This is a genomic window from Methylophilus sp. DMC16, from assembly GCF_056314045.1.
In genome coordinates, this window is sequence record NZ_JBQUZC010000001.1 from 405,739 (window position 1) to 423,128 (window position 17,390).

General features: G+C 51.3%; 22 protein-coding genes. 15 read left to right on the plus strand and 7 right to left on the minus strand.

Annotated elements, in window-relative coordinates; all coding sequences use genetic code 11:
* The 9 genes from nuoH to ACT53D_RS02090 all read left to right on the plus strand — a co-directional run bounded on the left by nuoH (position 1) and on the right by ACT53D_RS02090 (position 8,536).
* Positions 1–1,029: an NADH-quinone oxidoreductase subunit NuoH gene (nuoH, locus tag ACT53D_RS02050; RefSeq protein ID WP_313988343.1), complete on the plus strand. Its 1,029-nt coding sequence runs from the start codon at positions 1–3 to the stop codon at positions 1,027–1,029.
* Between the two features lie 39 nt (positions 1,030–1,068).
* Positions 1,069–1,560 (plus strand): NADH-quinone oxidoreductase subunit NuoI, encoded by a 492-nt coding sequence (nuoI, locus tag ACT53D_RS02055; RefSeq protein WP_228518756.1) that lies wholly within the window; start codon positions 1,069–1,071, stop codon positions 1,558–1,560.
* Between the two features lie 19 nt (positions 1,561–1,579).
* On the plus strand, positions 1,580–2,203 hold the full coding sequence (locus ACT53D_RS02060) for an NADH-quinone oxidoreductase subunit J (protein ID WP_194748170.1): 624 nt from the start codon (positions 1,580–1,582) through the stop codon (positions 2,201–2,203).
* A 2-nt stretch (positions 2,204–2,205) separates the two neighbouring features.
* Positions 2,206–2,511, plus strand: coding sequence for an NADH-quinone oxidoreductase subunit NuoK (gene nuoK / locus ACT53D_RS02065; protein ID WP_194748169.1), 306 nt, complete (start codon positions 2,206–2,208; stop codon positions 2,509–2,511).
* Between the two features lie 5 nt (positions 2,512–2,516).
* On the plus strand, positions 2,517–4,589 hold the full coding sequence (nuoL, locus tag ACT53D_RS02070; protein ID WP_476154239.1) for an NADH-quinone oxidoreductase subunit L: 2,073 nt from the start codon (positions 2,517–2,519) through the stop codon (positions 4,587–4,589).
* Positions 4,589–6,097, plus strand: coding sequence for an NADH-quinone oxidoreductase subunit M (locus ACT53D_RS02075; RefSeq protein WP_476154241.1), 1,509 nt, complete (start codon positions 4,589–4,591; stop codon positions 6,095–6,097). The genes nuoL and ACT53D_RS02075 overlap by 1 nt, the downstream gene beginning before the upstream one ends.
* 16 nt (positions 6,098–6,113) lie before the next feature.
* Positions 6,114–7,559 carry an NADH-quinone oxidoreductase subunit NuoN gene (gene nuoN / locus ACT53D_RS02080; protein ID WP_476154243.1) on the plus strand — a complete coding sequence of 482 codons (1,446 nt, stop codon included), beginning with the start codon at positions 6,114–6,116 and terminating at the stop codon, positions 7,557–7,559.
* A 1-nt stretch (position 7,560) separates the two neighbouring features.
* Complete coding sequence (locus ACT53D_RS02085; protein WP_338654736.1) at positions 7,561–7,842, plus strand: DUF2818 family protein; 282 nt, start codon at positions 7,561–7,563, stop codon at positions 7,840–7,842.
* 160 nt (positions 7,843–8,002) lie between these two features.
* Positions 8,003–8,536: a phosphatase PAP2 family protein gene (locus ACT53D_RS02090; RefSeq protein ID WP_313988330.1), complete on the plus strand. Its 534-nt coding sequence runs from the start codon at positions 8,003–8,005 to the stop codon at positions 8,534–8,536.
* 75 nt (positions 8,537–8,611) lie between these two features.
* Here the strand turns inward: ACT53D_RS02090 and ACT53D_RS02095 are convergent, their stop codons facing one another.
* Positions 8,612–8,866 carry a DUF2798 domain-containing protein gene (locus tag ACT53D_RS02095; protein ID WP_275355790.1) on the minus strand — a complete coding sequence of 85 codons (255 nt, stop codon included), beginning with the start codon at positions 8,864–8,866 and terminating at the stop codon, positions 8,612–8,614.
* A 118-nt stretch (positions 8,867–8,984) separates the two neighbouring features.
* Here ACT53D_RS02095 and ACT53D_RS02100 point away from each other — a divergent pair, with 118 nt between their 5' ends.
* From ACT53D_RS02100 to infA, 3 genes are all read left to right on the plus strand, one after another.
* On the plus strand, positions 8,985–9,911 hold the full coding sequence (locus ACT53D_RS02100) for a LysR family transcriptional regulator (protein WP_476154245.1): 927 nt from the start codon (positions 8,985–8,987) through the stop codon (positions 9,909–9,911).
* 259 nt (positions 9,912–10,170) lie between these two features.
* Entirely contained in the window at positions 10,171–10,377 is a 207-nt protein-coding gene (locus ACT53D_RS02105; RefSeq protein WP_018985697.1) for a cold-shock protein, read from the plus strand.
* Positions 10,378–10,478: 101 nt separating this feature from the next.
* Positions 10,479–10,715, plus strand: coding sequence for a translation initiation factor IF-1 (gene infA / locus ACT53D_RS02110; protein WP_018985695.1), 237 nt, complete (start codon positions 10,479–10,481; stop codon positions 10,713–10,715).
* A 26-nt stretch (positions 10,716–10,741) separates the two neighbouring features.
* Here infA and ACT53D_RS02115 read toward each other — a convergent pair whose 3' ends face one another.
* Genes ACT53D_RS02115 through ACT53D_RS02130 form a run of 4 tightly spaced genes read right to left on the minus strand, consistent with a single transcriptional unit; the run spans position 10,742 to position 13,055 of the window.
* A complete protein-coding gene (locus tag ACT53D_RS02115) occupies positions 10,742–11,215 on the minus strand; it encodes an arsenate reductase ArsC (RefSeq protein WP_476154247.1) in 474 nt (157 codons plus the stop codon).
* A gap of 1 nt (position 11,216) precedes the next feature.
* Positions 11,217–12,257, minus strand: coding sequence for an ACR3 family arsenite efflux transporter (gene arsB, locus ACT53D_RS02120; RefSeq protein WP_476154249.1), 1,041 nt, complete (start codon positions 12,255–12,257; stop codon positions 11,217–11,219).
* 4 nt (positions 12,258–12,261) lie between these two features.
* The gene (locus tag ACT53D_RS02125; protein ID WP_476154251.1) at positions 12,262–12,720 is read right to left on the minus strand and encodes an ArsI/CadI family heavy metal resistance metalloenzyme; all 459 of its coding nucleotides are present in this window, start codon (positions 12,718–12,720) and stop codon (positions 12,262–12,264) included.
* Positions 12,717–13,055: an ArsR/SmtB family transcription factor gene (locus ACT53D_RS02130; RefSeq protein ID WP_476154253.1), complete on the minus strand. Its 339-nt coding sequence runs from the start codon at positions 13,053–13,055 to the stop codon at positions 12,717–12,719. Before ACT53D_RS02130 ends, ACT53D_RS02125 begins: the two co-directional genes overlap by 4 nt.
* A 484-nt stretch (positions 13,056–13,539) precedes the next feature.
* Between ACT53D_RS02130 and ACT53D_RS02135 the strand changes: the two genes are divergently transcribed.
* Positions 13,540–13,881 carry a TetR family transcriptional regulator C-terminal domain-containing protein gene (locus ACT53D_RS02135; protein WP_476155569.1) on the plus strand — a complete coding sequence of 114 codons (342 nt, stop codon included), beginning with the start codon at positions 13,540–13,542 and terminating at the stop codon, positions 13,879–13,881.
* 17 nt (positions 13,882–13,898) lie between these two features.
* Here ACT53D_RS02135 and ACT53D_RS02140 read toward each other — a convergent pair whose 3' ends face one another.
* Together ACT53D_RS02140 and ACT53D_RS02145 are read right to left on the minus strand one after the other, a co-directional pair.
* Complete coding sequence (locus tag ACT53D_RS02140; protein ID WP_194748156.1) at positions 13,899–14,453, minus strand: TetR/AcrR family transcriptional regulator; 555 nt, start codon at positions 14,451–14,453, stop codon at positions 13,899–13,901.
* A gap of 39 nt (positions 14,454–14,492) precedes the next feature.
* Complete coding sequence (locus ACT53D_RS02145; protein WP_476154255.1) at positions 14,493–15,266, minus strand: hypothetical protein; 774 nt, start codon at positions 15,264–15,266, stop codon at positions 14,493–14,495.
* A 182-nt stretch (positions 15,267–15,448) separates the two neighbouring features.
* Between ACT53D_RS02145 and ACT53D_RS02150 the strand changes: the two genes are divergently transcribed.
* Complete coding sequence (locus tag ACT53D_RS02150) at positions 15,449–16,495, plus strand: AAA family ATPase (RefSeq protein WP_379075591.1); 1,047 nt, start codon at positions 15,449–15,451, stop codon at positions 16,493–16,495.
* 9 nt (positions 16,496–16,504) lie between these two features.
* Positions 16,505–17,365, plus strand: coding sequence for a DUF58 domain-containing protein (locus ACT53D_RS02155; RefSeq protein ID WP_476154257.1), 861 nt, complete (start codon positions 16,505–16,507; stop codon positions 17,363–17,365).
* Positions 17,366–17,390 lie beyond the last annotated feature (25 nt).

A 17,390-nucleotide genomic window follows, 5' to 3' on the forward strand; every position in this document is an offset into this window, starting at 1 on the left:
ATGCATTTCTTTGCTGAATTATTTGGTTCCTACTGGACAGACGTACAACTGGTCGTGTGGACACTGATTAAAATTGTGGCGATTGTGCTGCCATTGATGATAGGCGTTGCCTACCTTACATTGGCCGAGCGTAAAGTGATTGGTTACATGCAGGTGCGTATCGGTCCCAACCGTGTGGGCTACTGGGGCTTGTTACAACCATTGGCAGATGGCCTCAAATTGCTGTTTAAAGAAATTATCCTGCCGACTGCGTCTAATAAAGCATTGTTTTTTATTGGCCCAGTGCTGGCAATTGCTCCGGCGTTTGCAGCTTGGGCCGTGGTGCCTTTTGATGCCACACTGGTGTTGGCCAATGTCGATGCAGGCTTACTCTATATACTGGCCATGACCTCAGTTGCTGTCTATGGCGTGATTATCGCCGGGTGGGCGTCCAACTCAAAATATGCGTTTCTGGGGTCCTTGCGTTCCGCAGCACAAATTGTCTCGTATGAGATTGCCATGGGTTTTACACTGGTCGGAGTCTTGATGTGTGCCAACTCACTGAATTTGGGCAAGATCGTGATGGGACAAGAAGGAGGCTTCTGGCACTGGTACTTCCTGCCGTTGTTCCCGCTGTTCGTCGTCTATTTTATTAGTGCGGTGGCTGAAACCAACCGTGCACCGTTTGACGTCGCCGAAGGTGAATCTGAAATCGTGGCAGGTTTCCATGTAGAGTACTCTGGCATGGCCTTTGCGGTGTTCTTCCTGGCTGAGTATGCCAATATGATGCTGGTGTCCATGCTGGCCGCATTGATGTTCTTGGGCGGTTGGTTATCCCCGGTGCCGTTCTTGCCTGATAGTATTTTATGGTTGCTGGCAAAAGTCGCTTTCCTGTTGTTCCTGTTCTTGTGGTTCCGCGCTACCTTTCCACGTTATCGCTATGACCAGATCATGCGTTTGGGTTGGAAAGTATTTATTCCCATCACGCTGGTCTGGATTATTGTGGTCGGTGGCATGATGCAAACCCAGTGGGCTTATTTATTCCACTAACTGGACAATCGCACGGACAACGTATTTGGAAACCTTACCATGTTGAACGCAATTAAAAATACATTAGGCAGTTTGATGTTATGGGAGATGCTCAAAGGCATGGCCCTGACCGGACGCTATTTCTTCGCCAAGAAAATTACTATTCAATACCCGGAAGAACGTACGCCGCAGTCCAACCGTTTTCGTGGCTTGCACGCGTTGCGCCGCTACCCGAACGGTGAAGAGCGCTGCATTGCCTGCAAGCTGTGTGAAGCAGTCTGTCCGGCGATGGCGATTACGATTGAATCCGAGCAGCGTGATGATGGCACCCGCCGTACCACGCGTTATGACATTGACCTGACCAAGTGCATTTTTTGCGGTTTTTGTGAAGAATCCTGCCCAGTGGATAGCATCGTGGAAACCCGGATTTTTGACTACCACGGCGAGCAGCGCGGCGACCTGCTCTATACAAAAAAAATGTTGCTCGAAGTGGGTGACAAATACGAGGCGCAAATTGCAGCAGACCGCGCCCAGGATAAAGCTTATCGATAAGCGCGGACAGGAATCCTAAATGTTATTTACCGATATTGTTTTTTATGTGCTGGCAGCGATTCTGCTGTTCTCTGGCATCCGCGTGATTACTACGCGTAACCCCGTGCATGCTGCACTGTTTCTGGTGCTGGCATTTTTTACGGCGGCAGGCATCTGGTTGTTGCTTGAAGCCGAGTTTCTCGCCATTGCCCTGATTCTGGTGTACGTGGGGGCGGTGATGGTGCTGTTCCTGTTTGTGGTGATGATGCTGGACATCAATATCGACAAATTGCGTGAAGGCTTCTGGTCTAACCTGCCATTGGCGTTGACCTTTGGCGTGGTCATGATGGCCGAAATGGTGATGGTGCTTTCCGCCAAAAACCTCAATCCCAGTCAGGCGGTGTCTGCACCGGCAGGCTTCAGTAATACGGCTGCGTTGGGCAAGGTATTGTATACCGACTACTTGCTGCCGTTTGAACTAGCGGCGGTCGTGTTGCTGGTGGCGATGATTGCCGCCATTGTGTTGACCTTGCGCGAGCGTAAAGACAACAAATCCATGAATCCGGCCGAGCAGGTCAAAGTGAAGCGTAACGACAGATTGCGTATTATCTCTATGCCTGCTGAAGTTGAAGTGCCAGCACCGTCTGCAGAGGAGAGTAAATAATCATGGTCGGTTTGTCTCACTACCTGATTTTGGGGGCGCTGATGTTTGCCATCAGTGTGATTGGCATATTCCTCAACCGCAAAAACGTCATTATTTTGCTCATGGCAATTGAATTGATGTTGTTGGCCGTTAACCTGAATTTTGTGGCTTTTTCGCATTACCTCAATGATATTGGTGGTCAGGTATTCGTCTTTTTCATCTTGACGGTGGCTGCTGCGGAGTCTGCAATTGGTCTCGCGATTCTGGTCGTATTGTTCCGCAACCTGCGTACCATCAACGTCGATGATCTGGATCAATTAAAAGGTTAAGCGTCATGACAATAAAACAAATCCTGATCTTGATTCCGATGTTGCCTTTGCTGGCTGCGGCCGCTGTTGGCCTCTTCAGGAATTACTTACCGCGCTGGGCCGCACATGTGTTGACCATCGCTGGCGTCGGCGCGGCATTCGCCTTGTCTGCCTACATTTTTAACCAGACCCTGAATGGCTTCACGCTCAACGAAGCGGTGTATACCTGGCTCAACTCGGGTGACGTACATTTTGAAGTGGGCTTCCTGATTGATAACCTGAGTGCCATGATGATGGTCGTGGTGACTTTTGTGTCACTCATGGTGCATATTTATACCATCGGCTACATGGAAGAAGACCCAGGCTATAGCCGCTTCTTCAGCTACATTTCGCTGTTTACCTTCTCCATGCTGATGCTGGTCATGAGCAACAACTTCATGCAGTTGTTCTTTGGCTGGGAGGCGGTCGGTCTGGTGTCATATCTGCTGATTGGTTTCTGGTTTACACGTCCCACCGCCATTTACGCCAATTTGAAAGCCTTTCTGGTTAACCGGGTAGGGGACTTCGGTTTCCTGTTGGGTATAGGCATGGTGCTGTATTACTTTGGTAGCCTGGATTACGCCACCGTGTTTCAGCGCGCCCCTGAGTTTGCCAATACACAAGTTAACTTGATTGGTAGTTGCAACTGGTCCCTGATGACAGTCACTTGCCTGTTATTGTTTGTCGGCGCCATGGGTAAATCTGCACAAGTTCCGCTGCATGTCTGGCTGCCAGACTCCATGGAAGGTCCAACACCAATTTCTGCGCTGATTCACGCGGCGACCATGGTGACCGCCGGTATCTTTATGGTGGCACGCATGTCACCTTTATATGAATTGTCTACCACGGCCTTGTCGACCGTGATGGTGATCGGTGCGATTACTGCCTTGTTTATGGGCTTCCTGGGTATTATCCAGAACGATATCAAGCGCGTGGTGGCCTATTCGACCTTGTCGCAACTCGGGTATATGACTGTTGCATTGGGTGCATCAGCCTATTCCGTGGCCATTTTCCACCTGATGACCCATGCATTCTTTAAGGCGTTGTTATTCCTGGGTGCCGGTTCTGTGATTATGGGTATGCACCACGACCAGGATATCCGCAACATGGGTAACCTCAAGAAATACCTGCCGGTCACCTGGATCACCTCTTTGATCGGTTCTCTGGCCTTGATTGGCACGCCGTTCTTTGCCGGTTTTTATTCCAAAGACAGCATCATCGAAGCGGTTGAGTTGTCACATATCCCTGGGAGTGGTTTTGCCTATTTTGCGGTGATTGTCGGTGTGTTTGTGACCGCATTCTATTCATTCCGTTTGTACTTCCTGGTATTCCACGGTGAGGAAAAGTGGCGCCACGCCAAACATGATGACCATGCACATGTCGCACATGCAGACGCACACCATGACGATGCGCATCATGATGATCATGCACACGACGAAGGGCATCATCATGGCCTGGGACCAAACGATGATCCGCATGAGCCAGGCTGGGTTGTTACCTTGCCATTGGCGTTGCTGGCAATCCCCTCACTGGTGATTGGTTACATTGCACTGGAACCGATGCTGTACGGTGATTTCTTCAAAAATGTGATTTTTGTGAATCCTGAAGCACATCCTGCCATGGAGCACCTCGCCCATCACTACCATGAGTTCATGCATAGTCCGGCAGGCATGGCGATTCATGGCTTTACCAGTCTGCCATTTTTCCTGGCGGCCTCCGGGGTGGCACTGTCATGGTTCTTCTATATGAAGCGTCCGGATATCCCTGCTGCAATCAAAGCCCGCTTTATCGTGATTTACAACATCCTTGAAAACAAATACGGTTTTGACAGCTTTAACGAGAAGTTTTTTGCCGGAGGTTCACGCTGTCTGGGCGGCTTGTTGTGGAAGTTTGGTGACATCACGTTGATTGATGGCGCCATGGTCAACGGCACCGCCAATACCATGGGCAAGATTGCTGCCAAAATACGCACGTTGCAATCCGGTTTAATTTATCACTACGCCTTTGCCATGATTATTGGCGTATTCCTTCTTATGACTTTCTTTATCAAAATTAACTAATGATGCAAGCCGACCTCACAAGTATTTCCTGGTTAAGTCTGGCCGTCTGGCTGCCGGTATTGTCTGGCGTGCTAGTGTTGTTGCTAGGCGGTGACCAAAAGGCCACATTGACTCGATGGCTGGCATTGGTAGGTAGCCTGGTCAGTTTTTTGGTGACTGTGCCGCTGTACACGCAGTTTGATATTCACGACGGCTTCTTCCAGTTTGAAGAATTGCTGCCCTGGGTACCGGCCTTCAATATGCATTACCACCTGGGGGTGGACGGCTTCTCAATGCCGTTGGTGCTGTTAACCAGTTTTACCACGGTGATTGTGGTACTGGCAGGTTGGGAAGTGATTACCAAACATGTGGCACAGTACATGGCGGCCTTCCTGATCATGAGCGGGATCATGATTGGTGTGTTCACCGCGCTTGATGCGATTCTGTATTACGTCTTCTGGGAAGCGATGCTGATTCCGATGTTCCTGGTGATTGGCATCTGGGGCGGGCCTAACCGCGTCTACGCTACCATCAAGTTTTTCCTGTATACCTTGCTGGGCTCCTTGTTGATGCTGGTCGCTTTTATTTACCTGTATCACCAGACTGGCAGTTTCGAGTTAGCTGATTACTATTTGTTACCGCTCAGCCTGCAAGCGCAAATCTACATTTTCATTGCCTTCTTCATGGCGTTTGCGGTGAAAATCCCGATGTGGCCAGTGCATACCTGGTTGCCGGATGCGCACGTTGAGGCACCTACGGGTGGTTCTGTGGTGCTGGCGGCCATTGCACTGAAACTTGGCGGCTACAGCTTTCTGAGATTTGCCATGCCGATTGCTCCGGATGCAGCCCATTACTTCACTTCAGCCATGGTCACGCTGTCGCTGATTGCAGTGGTCTACATCGCACTGGTCGCGCTGGTGCAAAAAGACATGAAGAAGCTGATTGCTTATTCTTCGATCTCGCACATGGGCTTTGTCACTTTGGGCTTCTTCATGTTTAGCCAGTTGGCGCTTGAGGGGGCCTTGGTGCAAATGATTTCACATGGCTTTATTTCTTCTGCGATGTTCCTGAGCGTAGGTGTGTTATATGATCGCGTCCATAGCCGTGAAATTTCCGCGTATGGTGGCGTGGTTAACAAGATGCCTGTGTTTGCCGCCTTTGCCGTGTTGTTTGCCATGGCCAACAGTGGCTTGCCTGGCACCTCCGGCTTTGTGGGCGAGTTTATGGTGATTCTGGCCGCAGTCAAATTCAATTTCTGGGTGGCTTTCTTTGCTGCGACGACCTTGATATTTGGTGCCGCCTATACGCTGTGGATGACCAAGCGTGTGTTCTTTGGCAATGTGACGAATCATCACGTGGCCGAACTGAGCGACCTCAGCAAACGTGAGTTCCTGATCTTGGGTATTCTGGCCATCTTGGTGATTGGTTTCGGCGTCTATCCACAAGCACTGACCGAAGTGATGCAGGCAACCAGCACAGAGTTCCTGAAACATATGGCGATTTCCAAATTGCCCGTCACAGGCTATTAAAAGCAGGATTTTAAAAATGGATAATATGCAATTTGACTTGCTCGCCCTGTTGCCGGAAATGGTTGTATTGGGCATGGCCATGCTTATTTTGTTGCTGGATTTGTTCATCCTGCCACAAAACCGCTTCATGATTTATGGTTTAAGCCAACTGACCTTGCTTGCGGCCGCCTTCCTGACTTTTAAAACACATACACCAGCGGTGGGCTTTGCCTTCTCGCATATGTTTATCGACGATACGCTGTCAGACGTCATCAAAATGATGATGTATCTGGGCACCTCGTTGATCCTGGTATATACGCGCAAATACCTGCAAGACCGTAACCTCTATCGTGGTGAGTTTTATGCCATGGTCCTGTTTGGCTTGCTCGGTATGATGATCATGGTGTCAGGCCACAACCTGCTGACCATTTATATGGGCCTGGAATTGCTGTCACTGTGCCTCTACTCTCTGGTAGCCTTTGATCGAGATAATCCAAGAGCGTCCGAGTCGGCCATGAAATACTTTGTGTTAGGTGCACTCGCTTCAGGGATGCTGCTATATGGCATGAGTATGCTGTATGGCATGACTGGCAGCTTGGATGTCAGTGATATTGCCAACAGTATTAGTCAGCAGCCTAAGAGCCCCGTGCTCATCATGGGCCTGGTGTTTCTGGTCGCCGGTATTGCCTTCAAGTTTGGCGCTGTCCCGTTCCAGATGTGGGTGCCCGATGTCTATCAGGGGTCGCCAACTCCGATGACACTGTTAATTGGCTCCGTGCCAAAATTGGCGGCTTATGCGATGACCGTGCGTCTGTTGGTGCAAGGCCTGCACCCGCTAGCCATGGACTGGCAGGATATGCTGATGTTAATGGCGGTGTTGTCCATCATCATCGGTAATTTTAGCGCGATTGTGCAGACCAACCTCAAGCGTATGTTGGCATATTCCACCATTTCGCATGTCGGTTTCATCCTGTTCGGCATGATGAGTGCCAATGCCAATGGTTTTGCTTCCAGCTTCTTTTACATCAGTGCCTACGTCCTGATGTCAATTGCCGGCTTCGGTATCATTCTGCTATTGAGCCGTCAGGGCTTTGAAGCCGAAGAGATCAATGATCTCAAAGGGCTTAACCAGCGCCATCCATGGTTTGCTTTCCTCATGTTGATCATTATGTTCAGCATGGCCGGTATCCCGCCTACAATTGGTTTTTATGCCAAATTCACCGTATTGCAGGCCGCCTGGCAAGCCGGGTTCACCTGGCAGGTGGTGTTTGCCGTGCTGATGGCGACCATTGGTGCGTTTTACTACCTCAACATCGTGCGTAAAATGTATTTCGATGCACCGGAAGACCATACACCGCTGTCCGCACCGATGGATATGCGCTTTATCCTCAGTGTGCATACCCTGGCGTTGCTGGGCTTGGGCTTGTTCCCTGAAATTCTATTAGGCGTCTGCGGGCATAGCTTGCTGATGAGTCTGCAATAAAATGGCTACCAAACTCATTTTTTTGTTGCTGATGTTGTTTTTGGCAAACCTGGCCTGGATTTCGGATAAGTGGCTGGGTTTGATCGGCAATATTCAGCAGCTATGGCAGCGTTTTGCCGCCATGTTGCCTGCCTACTTCATCACGCTGCTGATTGGCTATCTGGTTGAGCGTTATGTGATGGGACAAGTCTGGCCGCAAGGCTGGGAGTTTTACAGTGTCACGCTATGCCTGTTTCTGGTGTTGTCATTCCCGGGCTTTGTCTATCGGGTACTCTGGAAATAAAGCCTGCGTGAATGTACAAGGGCTACTCCTTGGCATGCGCTCATCGCATAAGCACCCGTCATATTTAATTCATCAATCTTTCACGCTAATTTAAAGCATCCGGTTCAGACTATGCTTACCCAACAAGCATAGTCGGGGGAAGCCCCGGAAAGGACCTGCGATGCTGAAACTACAACAAACACTGGGATGGGTGCAGTCGGTCGATAGTCGACTGTGTGTCAAAGTCAGCCATACCGGACAATATCGCCTGATACGCAACCTGTTTCGCGCCATTTCGCGTATGGGCGATGGCATGTTCTGGTATTTGCTCATGTTGGTGATTGCCATCAGCCAGGGCCAGCACGGTCTTTACGTCTGCCTGCATATGTTGACCGTAGGACTGAGCGGTACACTGGTCTATAAATGGTTGAAACATCGCACCAGCCGTCCACGACCCTTTCAGGTGCGTCAGGATGTCTTGTTGAGCGGCACACCGCTGGATTACTTCAGTTTTCCTTCAGGGCATACCTTGCACGCGGTGGCGTTTGGCATGGTGGCCGTGCATTATTACCCGCAACTGTTTCCTGTCGTTTATCCGTTTGTCGTGTTAGTCGGCATCTCACGTGTGGTACTGGGTTTACATTATCCGAGTGATGTCTTGGCAGGAGGATTGATTGGGTACACGCTGGTCGCTTTGTATGCACCGCTGTTTTAATCGCCATGCACATGCTGCGGCATGCGTGAAAACGGATACCTTGGTATCCGTTTTTGTTTGTGGCATCTCACGCCATCAATGGGTGTCGACCAACTGATTCACCAAATGCATGACAATAGGCCGCACAATCAGCACACAACAGAAAGCGACAGGCATCGCGAGTGTATAAGCGTGGATGACACGCGTCACATAACCGGCTTGTAAGCCACTGTTGGCGGCCACAATGACCATAGACATTAAAAAGGCCATGATGCCTGCCATAAAAAAGGCAAACACATAAGGCGTAAATTGCTTTGGGATCTTGCGGAAAGTCGTTCTGGTTTGATTCATGGTGGTTCTCCTAATGTGTGGTGACACTATAAAAGCTCACACAGTTGCCGGGTAGAGGCTTGAAGATTTAATCACTATAAAGTTAAACTATCGAATCAATCATACTATTCGATAGTTTATGGATACCTTAAGAAGCATAGAAAGCTTTGTAAAAGCGGTACAGGCCAGCAGTATTGCGGCGGGTGCGCGTTTGCAAGGCATTACAGCGGCAGCGGCCAGCCAGAATATCCAGCGGCTGGAAAAGTCATTGGGGACGCGCTTGTTGATGCGAACCACGCGCAAGCTGGCGCTGACAGAAAGTGGTGCGCTTTATTATGCAGAGGTCCAGCATCTGGTAGACGTGCTGGCCAGGGCACAATCGGCCATTACCGAGTTTCACGGGCAACCGCAGGGGCGCTTACGGATTGGTTCCTCGGTGGCTTTTGGCCGTCATGTCTTAATGCCGTTGATCCCGGCATTTAGCCGCCGTTTCCCGCAAGTGTCTCTGGAGCTGATTCTGTCTGATCGTAGCCTGGATCATGTGGCAGAGGATATCGATATCAGCATCCGTTTCAAACAGCAGCTAGAGCCAGGACTGATTGCCAGGAAAATCGCGACCGTCCCCGTACTGTTTTGTGCTGCACCGGACTATCTGCAACGCAAAGGCCTGCCTCAGACCCCAGAAGACTTATCGCAACATGATTGCCTGTTGTTCCGCATCCCGGTGGATGGACGCTTGTTGAACTGGAGTTTTAACCGCAATGGCATGTTATACGAGCCTGAAATCATCCCTAGCATCGTTTGCAATGATATCGACTCCATTTTTCAACTTGCTTTGGCGGGGGCGGGAATTGCGCGCCTGGCCGCATTCGTCGTCAATCACGCGATTAAAAAGGGAACGCTGATCCCGCTGTTTCAGCCTTCCGCCCAACAGCCGGAGGCGATGGCAGCCGAGAGCGTCCCCTTAGAGTTTTATGCCTGTTATCGCGACAAGTACGCCATGACCAACAAGGTACGCGCATTTATGGATTATCTGGTGAGCGCGATCCCGCAGTCTTGGGAATGAGGCCCAATGCGGCACGCCAAGCCTGAGCCTTGATCAAGGCAATATGCTGTTTTTGACGAAGATTGTCGCGGCATCTTTCAATTTGTCAAATACTTGTTGCTAATATTTGATATTACGTGCATAGTACCAACTCACGAAGTTCAAGTAGTGTTGTTGTTCCCCGGTTCTATCTTTTGGTTCTATCGTTACTTCTCGCCATCTTGATCCTCGTTTTAATGGGCAACCGCCCGCATTTTTATTTTTTGTACAAGGATTTATTATGGTGACAGGTTCTGTTAAATGGTTTAACGACTCTAAAGGTTTTGGTTTTATTACTCCGGATAACGGCGGCGAAGATTTGTTCGCGCACTTCTCTGCAATTCAATCTGCTGGCTTCAAAACACTCAAAGAAAACCAACGCGTGAGCTTTGAAGTGGCAACAGGCCCTAAAGGCAAACAAGCGGCAAACATTCAAATCATTGAGTAATTCAATGGTTTTCGGCAAGGCTGTGTATGCAGCCTCCGAGAAAAGCCCGGAGTTTCCGGGCTTTTTTATTTTGAAACGACTTACTTTTTAGGGGGATAGCGATGGCTAAAGAAGAATTAATCGAAATGCAGGGTGCAGTGACGGAAATTTTGCCTGATGCCCGTTATCGGGTGAAGCTGGATAATGGTCACGAGTTGATCGCTTATACCGGCGGCAAGATGCGCAAACACAAAATCCGTATTTTGGCTGGCGATAAAATCACCATTGAAATGTCCCCTTATGACATGGACAAAGGCCGGATTATTTTCCGCCACCTTGAGCCGCGTAAACCTTTTTAAGCGCTGTCACCTAGCATACGCGCTACTTAACTGAGTTGACCTATCTGCTGCAAGACGGTCTGTAGCGCTACTCTGTCCTGATATATTGTGCTTTCCAACTGAAGGAAGGCTTCAATACGCGTGCGCAGAATCCGGTAGGCTTGCTCAAAGCTGGCCGCAATCTCAGCCTCGGTGCCAGTCGCCTTGGCTGGATCATCCACCCCCCAATGTGCACGGAGCACATTGCCTAGATAGGCAGGGCAGGTTTCACCGGCTGCGTTGCTGCAGACGGTGATGACAATGTCAGGTGTTTCCCCTATCTCGTCCCAGGACTTGCTGAAATAGCCTGTTGTGGCAATGCCTTTGGCCTGTAGTAGGGCAATTGAGCGAGGATGCACCTCACCCGTAGGATGGCTGCCGGCACTTTGTGCCCGCATGCCTGCCGGCGCAAGGTGATTAAAGGTGGCTTCGGCAATGATGGAGCGGCAGGAGTTACCGGTACATAAAAACAGGATGCGCATATTACACACTTTCATACCAATGTTTGGAACGGTTCACGATGGCGACGATAGACAGCATGACCGGCACTTCTATCAACACACCGACCACTGTTGCAAGTGCGGCGCCCGAGTCAAACCCGAACAAAGCAATCGCTGTCGCCACTGCCAGCTCAAAAAAGTTAGATGCGCCAATCAGTGCAGAGGGGCCCGCCACACAATGGGCGACCTTGAATTGTTTATTCAGCCAGTAGGCCAGCAGGGCGTTGAAATAGACCTGGATCAAAATCGGCACCGCCAGCAAGGCAATCACCAACGGCTGCGACAGGATTTGCCCACCTTGAAAAGCAAACAGCAACACCAGCGTCAACAATAATGCCGCCATGGAAAAGGGTTGGATGGTTTGCAAGGTGGCTGCGAATCGATGAGGCCCTTTTGCCAGCAGCCAACGCCGTAGCAGTTGGCTCAATATCAGTGGCACAACGATAAACAGGCTCACTGACACCAGCAACGTTTGCCAGGGGATGATAATGCTGGATAGCCCCAGCAAGAGTGCCACCAGTGGGGCAAACGCGACCAGCATGATCGCATCATTGATGGCCACCTGCGACAAGGTGAATTTGGGCTCGCCCTGACATAAATTGCTCCAGACAAATACCATCGCTGTACAGGGTGCGGCGGCCAGTAAAATCAGCCCGGCAATATAACTGTCAATCTGTTCGGCGGGTAACCAGTCGGCAAACAGGTGACGAATGAACAGCCAGGCGAGCAAGGCCATGGAAAACGGCTTCACCAGCCAGTTAATCACCAGGGTGACCGTGATGCCCTTGGCATGCCCCAGTACCTCGCGCATGGCGCCAAAATCCACCTTGAGCAGCATGGGGATAATCATGAGCCAGATCAGGGCGGCCACAGGCAGGTTCACCTCTGCCCATTTCAACGCTCCCAGCGCCTGAAAAAAATCTGGGGCAAGTTTGCCCAGCGCGATGCCGTTGATAATGCACGCCAGTACCCACCAGGTCAGATGGCGCTCAAAATTTCCAATACCTGAAGCTTGATTTGTCATCGGCTTAAACATCCTTCTTGTTGATTTGAATACTGACTGGCTGTGCCATCGGGGTACAGCAGGGGGCTGAAGCCGCTGTTTTCCCTGCATCGTTAAACGTAGGTGCACTTTCCAGCGTCAAATAGCTTTCCCAGGCCAGGCCAGAGGGGTCCTGCACCCAATGTTTATCCGATTTGGCATAACAACAAGTGGTGTCGGTTTGTGATAACACCGCCATGTCTGCCGCTTGCAATCGTGCCTGAATCACTTCCAGTTCGGCGGCGGTTTCTACTTGGATGCCAACGTGATCCAGCCCCGGTGCCTGGCCGCGGGCACTGATGGCAAAATTCACGCGCGGATCTTCAAGCATCCATTTGGCATAGTCTGCCTTTTCAACGCTAGGACCAATCCCAAATAGCGTCGAATAAAAGCGGATGCTCTGTGGCAGATCGGTCACGCGGACATGCAGGTGCATACGTTTCATCGGGTTTCCTTGGAGGTTGGTAAACATTGCAGCTCAGGGCAACAGGTGCTATCGCCACCACAGCAGTTTTCGGTGAGATAAGCCAGCAAGCCATTCATCTGTGCATAGTTGGCCGTGTAATAAATAAAACGGCTTTCCTGGCGGGCGCAAATCAGGTTGGCATGGGTCAGCGCCTTCAAATGAAAAGACAGCGTGCTGTTCGCAATCTGTAATGAGTCTGACAACGCGCCGGCCGCCAGGCCTTCCGGCCCTGCCTGGACCAGGCATCTAAAAATGTCTAGTCGTGCTGATTGGGCAATGGCAGACAGTGCAATGAGCGCTTGTTCTTTATTCATGTTTCTATATTTCCATAAATATGGAAATATATCAAGGGCTGTGTCTGCTGAAAAAAATACAGCAGGGATTGCAGCGAAGAAAAAGCCCTGCAAGGCAGGGCGGGTGTGTTTATTCAGGCGAGGGCAAGAGCCATTGGGTTAAGCTTAGCTGCCAAGCTGTGATCAACAAGATGCTGACAGAGTTGGCAATTTTCTAGTGTCAGTTCGAATGACATTGGCTGTAAAAAGAACGCTAGCCAAGGTTTGCGGTAAGGCGGGCAGCTCGGTAGTCATGTATATATTCTATGTCAACGCTTTTTTCAGTGCGGCCTCCTGAGTGCTCCCCCTTGCTGGCATCTCTGCCAACATGTTTATGAATATGGCCGTAAGAGTACGCTGATGGAAGCGATGTACCAGAAGGCCGTCGAGCGATACGTGCAGGGGCCTGCCGCCTTTCTGGTAGCGGCGCTGAGCCAGCCGACCGCGGGACAGGTGATAGAAGCGCATCCTTACGCAAGCCGCCAATATGCTGGCTGAAACCCACCATCCTGCCGGGTGTCTGGTTACACAAGGTGCACTGGCTTGTGGCACCGAAGCCCAAGCCATAAAAACCTTATTGAATGGCTATCGCATTACCATGGAGCAGAAGTTAGGCGAGCGCTTTGCGATTGCGGTACAAGCGGGAGAAATTGCGGCTAGTGTAGAGGTGGGCTTGCTGGCCAAACTGGTAATGACTGTCCATCAGGGCATGACCATACAAGCCGTACATGGGGCGAGTCAGGAGGCGCTTGCGTCGATAGCCAGTACCATGAGCCGGTTATTGACGCAAGACTTCATGCCGACCTAAACAACGACTGAGCATGGTTAAACGGCATTGCGTACCAAGGTCATTGCCGCCAGTTTGGCGCGGTTGGCGGCACCGGTATTGGGCGTAAGGCGCTCCACCAGGGCGGCACCTTCAAACAGAATGGTCAACTGCTGGCCGAGCGCCTCTGGGTCTTTGGCCCCTGCGTCGCGGGCAATCTTGCATAAAAAGCCTTGCAGCTCCTTGGATAGCACCACTGAGTATTGATTGATAGGATGATCTTGCTCAGGAAATTCGACGGCGGCAATGTGAAAGGGCAGGCCGCGAAACGCGGGCTGGCTGATCCATTGCTCCATCAATTCACACAATAACAGCAATAACTCCAGCGACTCTGCCTTGCGTGAGGTGAGTTGAGCGGTAAGCCAGGCATAAAACTTGTCCGATTTGTCACGCAAATAGGCGGTAATCAGCAGATTTTTGCTCGGAAAGTGTTTGTATAGCGTCGCCTTGGCGACCCCGGCTTCGAGGATAATGGTATCCACGCCAGAAGCCTGGATACCGCGGCTGTCAAACAGTGTGCTTGCAATGTTCAGAATTTTATCTCGCATGTTCATCTGGTATATCCCTTTTTTCCCGATTCAGGGCTAGTATTTTTATTCTCTTGGTAAACGATCCCGTCCCTGCGGACGCATCAACTCTTGCGGATACAAGCAGCTGACATAGCCCAGGGCTTGTCTTAAATGCTCCACTTGGTCCACATCCACCTTGCCTTCAGTCACAAACATCAAAAAGGCCTGACGCTGGGCCTCTGGTAACATCGCTGCCTGCGGTAACTGGCAACTGCCACTTTGCATTTTCTGGTAGGCCAGATTGAGTAAACTCAATGTCACCGGGTCCGCCGTGCCGCCGCCAGCATGGCTGACTGCGGTCTCTAATGGGGAGGCCTCTTCTGTGACAGGCTTGTGTGGGGCCGTACTCAAGCTCATCCAGATCACGCAGAGGCTGACCAGCGCGCCAAATGACCAGCTGCGCTGCCATGTTGTGCTGCCCAATTGGCTATGCACAGACTGCTCAAACAATTGCCATGCACGCGCCGAGCCAGTTTGCGTATGCACCTGTATGGCGCCAACGGCCAGGAAGAACCACTGGTCGAGCAGGGCGGCTGGCAGGGCTGCACTGGATTGCTGTTGCGCCTGCTCCAGTAATTGCCGCAATGCCGCAATATCCTGCGCATTTAACGCAACCGCCTTGCCGCTGCGTTGAATGCGTTGCTGGTTCCAATCCATCAGTGCATCACGCAACTGGTAAAACGGGGCATGTTTTGCCCATTGCCGCAGCCCCAAGCGCCACAGCGCCTGGCTGGCATAGGTCATGCCCCTGCGCGTCATGGACTGCCTGGTCTGATTCACAATCGCTAAAAAATTCACCCGGTGACCCCTAAAATTCGCTTGCTTTTTTTTTGTTGGCTGAAGTAGACTGGAAAAAAGTGAACAGACCTGTCTGCATATTATCGTGTGACTGGCTAAAATGCAAGCAGGGGTTCATTCATCTTTTCAGCGGCCCGATTGGCATCATAGCCCTGGCTGCATTGCTTAACAAGGGATAGACAATGACATCTGCATCTGTAGCAAGCCAACTGGCGGACTGGCGCGATCATGCGCTGACGCTGGAGCATGAAGTGAAAAAAGTTGTGGTGGGTCAGGACCAGGCCATCCGCGCCATTAATATTGCCATTTTTGCCCGCGGTCATGTCTTGCTCGAAGGTGGCGTGGGGGTGGGTAAAACCACCTTGCTGCAATCGATTGCGCGGGGGCTGGGCGGCGCTTATGAGCGGATTGAGGGCACGGTAGACCTGATGCCCAATGACCTCATTTACCATACTTTTCTCGGTGAAGATGGTCGCCCCAAGGTCGAAGAGGGGCCATTGCTGCGCGCCGGTGAGCAACTGTCGGTCTTTTTCTTCAACGAAATCAACCGTGCACGCCCGCAAGTTCATGCCTTGATGTTGCGAGTCATGGCCGAGCGTCATGTCACCGCCTTCAAAAAAGAATACCGCTTGCCGCATATGCTGGTCTTTGCGGACCGTAACCAGGTCGAGAAAAATGAAACCTTCGAGATTCCTTCCGCGGCGCGCGACCGGTTCATGATGGAAATCCCGATTGATATTCCAGACGATCGCGATTTGCGCAAGGCCTTGATGTTTGATGTCAAATTCCAGCATGCAGAGCGCCTCACGCAGCAAGTCCAGTCCGGCGTGCTGGCCTATGATCAGCTGAATGCGTTTTCAGATGTGCTGCAAAGCCATATTCAGGCCAGTGACGTGTTACAGGAGTATGCGCTGGATTTATGGCAGGCGACGCAATCCCCGGCAGCGTTTGGCGTGCGTCTGGAGAGTGTGGATGTTAACCGCCTGATTCATACCGGCGCCAGCCCGCGCGGCATGGGGATGCTGCTCAAGGCCGCGCGCGTGCATGCCTGGCTCATGCAGCGCGAGCATTTGTATCCAGAGGATATCCATGCTGTCTTTCATGAAATCATCGCGCACCGTTTGGTATTGAATCCGATGTTCGAGAGCCGCCGTACGCAACTGTCCCGTGAGCTGACCCAGCAGATTCTTGCCACGGTCAGCGTCCCGGAACGGGCCAAAGCCGCATGATGCCAGACCATGATGCCCGATAAAGTACAGTCCTTTTTTTACCAGGTGCCGTGGCGTTCAGCCAGTGTGCATAGCGGAGCGCATCAGGGGGTTCAGCGCGGCATTGGTGATGAGTTCAGCAAGCATGTCTCGCTGGTGGATTATCCAGATGCCAGACGGCTGGATTTGCGGCAAACCTTGCGTGACCCTTATGAACAGATCCAGATCCGGGTTTTCAAGCAAGAGGCTTCCACGCCGCTGTATGCCTTGTGTGATTTGTCCAGTTCCATGCAGTTCAAGGGGCACGTCAGCAAATATGAAACCTTGCAGGCGATAGCGGCTGCGGTTGCTTGCTCTGCCCATGAAAACAGCGATTTGTTCGGCATGGTCTGCTACCAGCATCGTGTGCTGCCAGAGCTTAGCCTGGCACCCGGGCACCACGCGCAACAATCCTTTGACACCATTGCGCAACTGACAGAAGTTGAGGCGGGGCCTCAGGATGGACAAGGGATTGTAGAGGCGACGGCCTGGCTGGGGCAGCAAAAAGGACTGGTGTTCTGGATCTCGGATTTTCACCTGCCCTTGTCGCTGATTGAGCAAAGTCTGAACAGTCTGTCTAACCATCAGGTGATCCCGCTGGTGTTATGGGATCCGCAGGAATATGAGCGCTTGCCACGGTTGGGCTTTGGCAATTTGCAAGATCCCGAGACCGGGCAGCAAAAAACCATTTTTTTCCGGCCCGCTTTGCGTGCCCGCTTTGTGGCGCAGTTTGAGCAGCGCAAGCAAGCGCTGGATCAATTATTCGCCAGGTTTGAGATTCGCCCGTTGTATGTCACAGGCGCGTTTGAAACGGCGATGCTTTCCGATTATTTTGAACAACTTATTCAATAGCGTGTGGCGATGAATCCATTTTTGA

Excerpts from the sequence above, each read along its gene's own strand:
- ACT53D_RS02150 (WP_379075591.1), top strand. The coding sequence starts at position 15,449 with ATGACATCTGCATCTGTAGCAAGCCAACTGGCGGACTGGCGCGATCAT.
- arsB (WP_476154249.1), bottom strand. The coding sequence starts at position 12,257 with ATGACAAATCAAGCTTCAGGTATTGGAAATTTTGAGCGCCATCTGACC.
- ACT53D_RS02105 (WP_018985697.1), top strand. The coding sequence starts at position 10,171 with ATGGTGACAGGTTCTGTTAAATGGTTTAACGACTCTAAAGGTTTTGGT.
- ACT53D_RS02130 (WP_476154253.1), bottom strand. The coding sequence starts at position 13,055 with ATGAATAAAGAACAAGCGCTCATTGCACTGTCTGCCATTGCCCAATCA.
- ACT53D_RS02125 (WP_476154251.1), bottom strand. The coding sequence starts at position 12,720 with ATGAAACGTATGCACCTGCATGTCCGCGTGACCGATCTGCCACAGAGC.
- ACT53D_RS02100 (WP_476154245.1), top strand. The coding sequence starts at position 8,985 with ATGGATACCTTAAGAAGCATAGAAAGCTTTGTAAAAGCGGTACAGGCC.
- ACT53D_RS02115 (WP_476154247.1), bottom strand. The coding sequence starts at position 11,215 with ATGCGCATCCTGTTTTTATGTACCGGTAACTCCTGCCGCTCCATCATT.
- ACT53D_RS02090 (WP_313988330.1), top strand. The coding sequence starts at position 8,003 with ATGCTGAAACTACAACAAACACTGGGATGGGTGCAGTCGGTCGATAGT.
- nuoK (WP_194748169.1), top strand. The coding sequence starts at position 2,206 with ATGGTCGGTTTGTCTCACTACCTGATTTTGGGGGCGCTGATGTTTGCC.
- nuoL (WP_476154239.1), top strand. The coding sequence starts at position 2,517 with ATGACAATAAAACAAATCCTGATCTTGATTCCGATGTTGCCTTTGCTG.
- ACT53D_RS02095 (WP_275355790.1), bottom strand. The coding sequence starts at position 8,866 with ATGAATCAAACCAGAACGACTTTCCGCAAGATCCCAAAGCAATTTACG.
- ACT53D_RS02155 (WP_476154257.1), top strand. The coding sequence starts at position 16,505 with ATGATGCCCGATAAAGTACAGTCCTTTTTTTACCAGGTGCCGTGGCGT.
- nuoH (WP_313988343.1), top strand. The coding sequence starts at position 1 with ATGCATTTCTTTGCTGAATTATTTGGTTCCTACTGGACAGACGTACAA.
- nuoI (WP_228518756.1), top strand. The coding sequence starts at position 1,069 with ATGTTGAACGCAATTAAAAATACATTAGGCAGTTTGATGTTATGGGAG.
- nuoN (WP_476154243.1), top strand. The coding sequence starts at position 6,114 with ATGGATAATATGCAATTTGACTTGCTCGCCCTGTTGCCGGAAATGGTT.
- infA (WP_018985695.1), top strand. The coding sequence starts at position 10,479 with ATGGCTAAAGAAGAATTAATCGAAATGCAGGGTGCAGTGACGGAAATT.
- ACT53D_RS02060 (WP_194748170.1), top strand. The coding sequence starts at position 1,580 with ATGTTATTTACCGATATTGTTTTTTATGTGCTGGCAGCGATTCTGCTG.
- ACT53D_RS02075 (WP_476154241.1), top strand. The coding sequence starts at position 4,589 with ATGATGCAAGCCGACCTCACAAGTATTTCCTGGTTAAGTCTGGCCGTC.
- ACT53D_RS02085 (WP_338654736.1), top strand. The coding sequence starts at position 7,561 with ATGGCTACCAAACTCATTTTTTTGTTGCTGATGTTGTTTTTGGCAAAC.
- ACT53D_RS02140 (WP_194748156.1), bottom strand. The coding sequence starts at position 14,453 with ATGAACATGCGAGATAAAATTCTGAACATTGCAAGCACACTGTTTGAC.